Annotated in this window: 2 protein-coding genes; one reads left to right on the top strand and one right to left on the bottom strand. The window is 74.6% G+C overall.

From position 1 onward, the window contains the following. The first annotated feature begins 58 nt into the window (after positions 1-58). Positions 59-832 carry a hypothetical protein gene (locus GXP76_RS35120; RefSeq protein ID WP_242575666.1) on the top strand — a complete coding sequence of 258 codons (774 nt, stop codon included), beginning with the start codon at positions 59-61 and terminating at the stop codon, positions 830-832. Between the two features lie 522 nt (positions 833-1354). Here GXP76_RS35120 and cobT read toward each other — a convergent pair. After that, the gene (gene cobT / locus GXP76_RS35115) at positions 1355-2464 is read right to left on the bottom strand and encodes a nicotinate-nucleotide--dimethylbenzimidazole phosphoribosyltransferase (RefSeq protein ID WP_242575667.1); all 1110 of its coding nucleotides are present in this window, start codon (positions 2462-2464) and stop codon (positions 1355-1357) included. Between the last annotated feature and the right edge of the window lie 46 nt (positions 2465-2510).

The raw sequence follows: 2510 nt of genomic DNA, 5'->3' as shown, positions 1-2510 counted from the left end.
GGCCAGACGATAGGTTGCCCATAGCTGCACAAAGAGCACCAAAACGGAGGCGGACGGCATGGGTTCCTGGTTCCACCAGAACTTCGTCGAGCCGGGCAAGGTGCCCATGCTGCTCGCGCTGGTCTCCTTCGTACTGACCTTCCTGATCACCAGGATGGTCACCCGGCTCATCCGGGCGGGGAAGGGGCCGTTCCGCAACGTCCGGCCCGGCGGGATGCACATCCACCACGTGGTGCCCGGCGTCGTGCTCATGGTGATCGGCGGCTTCGGCGCGGTCGGCAGCGACAGACACGGCGTCGGGGCGGCGGTGTGCGCGGTGATCTTCGGCATGGGCGCCGGACTGGTCCTCGACGAGTTCGCCCTGATCCTGCACCTGGACGACGTGTACTGGACCGAGCAGGGACGGCGGAGCGTGGAGGTCGTGGTCCTCGCCGCCGCCCTTGCGCTCCTCGTACTGAGCGGCTTCTCGCCGCTCGGCGTGGACTCGCTCTCGCCGGAGGAACGGCAGGACCGGGTCTCGCTGTTGCTCAGTCTCGGCCTCAGCTTCGTCTTCGTCCTGATCGCGCTGTCCAAGGGGAAGCTCTGGATGGCGCTCGTGGGCACGCTGGTGCCCCCGGTGGCGATCGTCGCCGCGCTGAGGCTGGCGCGGCCCGGCTCGCCGTGGGCCCGGCGGCTCTACCGCCGCCGCCACCGGGCGCGCGCCCGGATGACGCTGCGCGCCTACCACCGCGACCGCCGCTGGTCCGCCCCGCGCCGCCGCGTGCAGGACTGGATCGGCGGCGCCCCGGACGACGAGCCGAAGCGGGGCGCGACGCCCGCGCCGCCGCGCTGAGCGCCGCCCGCCGGCGCACTCCTCACTCCGCGACAGACGGCCGTGCGGGCAGGGGACTTCGGGTTCTTCTTCGGATTTACGGCTCCGAGGCCGGGCCCGGTCGCCACCGGGGGCCGCGCCGCCCCTCCCGCGCGCGCAGTCGGCGGCGGCGTTCCCGAAGGGCGCCCGAGCACCTCCGCCCCGCGCCCGTCCCTCCGGACCCTCGCGCCTCGCGCCGCGCCGCACCGACCGCCGCGGGCCCCGGTCCCTGGGCCTGTCTTCAAAGCCCCGCCCGGCCCGGCGGCGGCCGGCACGGTACCTCGCCGCGTTGTCGGACCCGGCCGCGTACGGCCGGTCCATCCACAACGCTGATCCTCCGCCTCGCGACGCACCGCATCAGCCGCCGCTGGACGGGCCGCGGCTGGCGCGGTGCGTCGCGGGGGAGGGGGCGGGTTCGTACCGGGCGTACTCGGCCGTCCGACGACAACGCGGCGAGGAGCCGTGCCAGGCGTCGCCGGTCAGGCGGGGTGCGTCAGACGCGGCCTAGGTGACGTCCTCGATGCCGGCGCTCTCCGCCACGGCCGCCGCCTCCGCCTCCGCTGCGGGCTCCGTCGTCTCCGGACGTTCCGGCAGCTCCGCCGCCAGTGCCGCGGCGGCCCGCACCATCGGCAGCGCCAGCAGCGCCCCCGTGCCCTCGCCCACGATCACCCCGTGGTCGAGCAGCGGATTGATCGCCATCCGGTCCAGCGCCTTGCCCTGCGCCGGCTCGCCGCTCACCTGGCCCGCCAGCCACCAGTCCGGCGCACGGAACGCCGCCCGCTGGCCGACCAGCGCGCACGCCGCCGACACCACGCCGTCCAGGATCACCGGCATGCGCCGCACCGCGCTCTGGAGCAGGAACCCGGTCGTCGCCGCCAGATCCGCGCCGCCCACCGTCGCCAGCAGCTCCAACTGGTCACCCAGCACCGGCCGAGCCCTGCGCAGCGCGTCCCTGATCGCCGCGCACTTGCGCATCCACGCGAGGTCGTCGATCCCCGCGCCGCCGCGCCCCGTGACCACGGAGGCGTCCGTGCCGCACAGCGCCGCGATCAGTGCGGAGGCCGCCGTCGTACCGCCGACGCTCAGATCGCCGAGGACCACGAGATCCGTGCCGGAGTCGGCCTCCTCGTCGGCGATCGCCATGCCGAGCCGTACGGCCTGCTCGGCCTCCTCGATCGTCAGCGCGTCCTCGACGTCGATACGCCCGCTGCCGCGCCGCACCCGGTGGCGTACGACCTCCGTGGGAAGCAGCTCCGGATCGCAGTCGAGACCGGCGTCCACGATCCGTACCGGCACCCCCGCCCGGCGCGCCAGCACGGCCACGGGGCTCTCGCCCTCAAGTACCGCGCGCACCAGCAGATGCGCGCTGCCGGCCGGGCGCGCCGAGACGTTCAGCGAGGCGATGCCGTGGTCACCGGCGAAGAGCACCGCGCGCGGCTGCTCGATGGCCTTGACGGGCACGGTCGCCTGGGCGGCCGACAGCCACTCGGCCAGTTCGTCGAGCCGGCCCAGCGCGCCGGGCGGGACGATCAGCCTCTCGCGGCGTTCCTCGGCGTCACGCCGCAGACCGCCGTCGGGGCGCTCGATCAGGTCGGAGAAGTCGTCGAGATTCAGCGAGCTCATTCGCCGAACAGTACCGGCAGAGCCGCCGCCCGTACCG

It is taken from the genome of Streptomyces sp. NP-1717, from assembly GCF_022695985.1.
In the GTDB taxonomy this organism is placed as follows: Bacteria; Actinomycetota; Actinomycetes; order Streptomycetales; family Streptomycetaceae; genus Streptomyces.
This window is presented reverse-complemented; position numbering and strand designations above follow the sequence as displayed.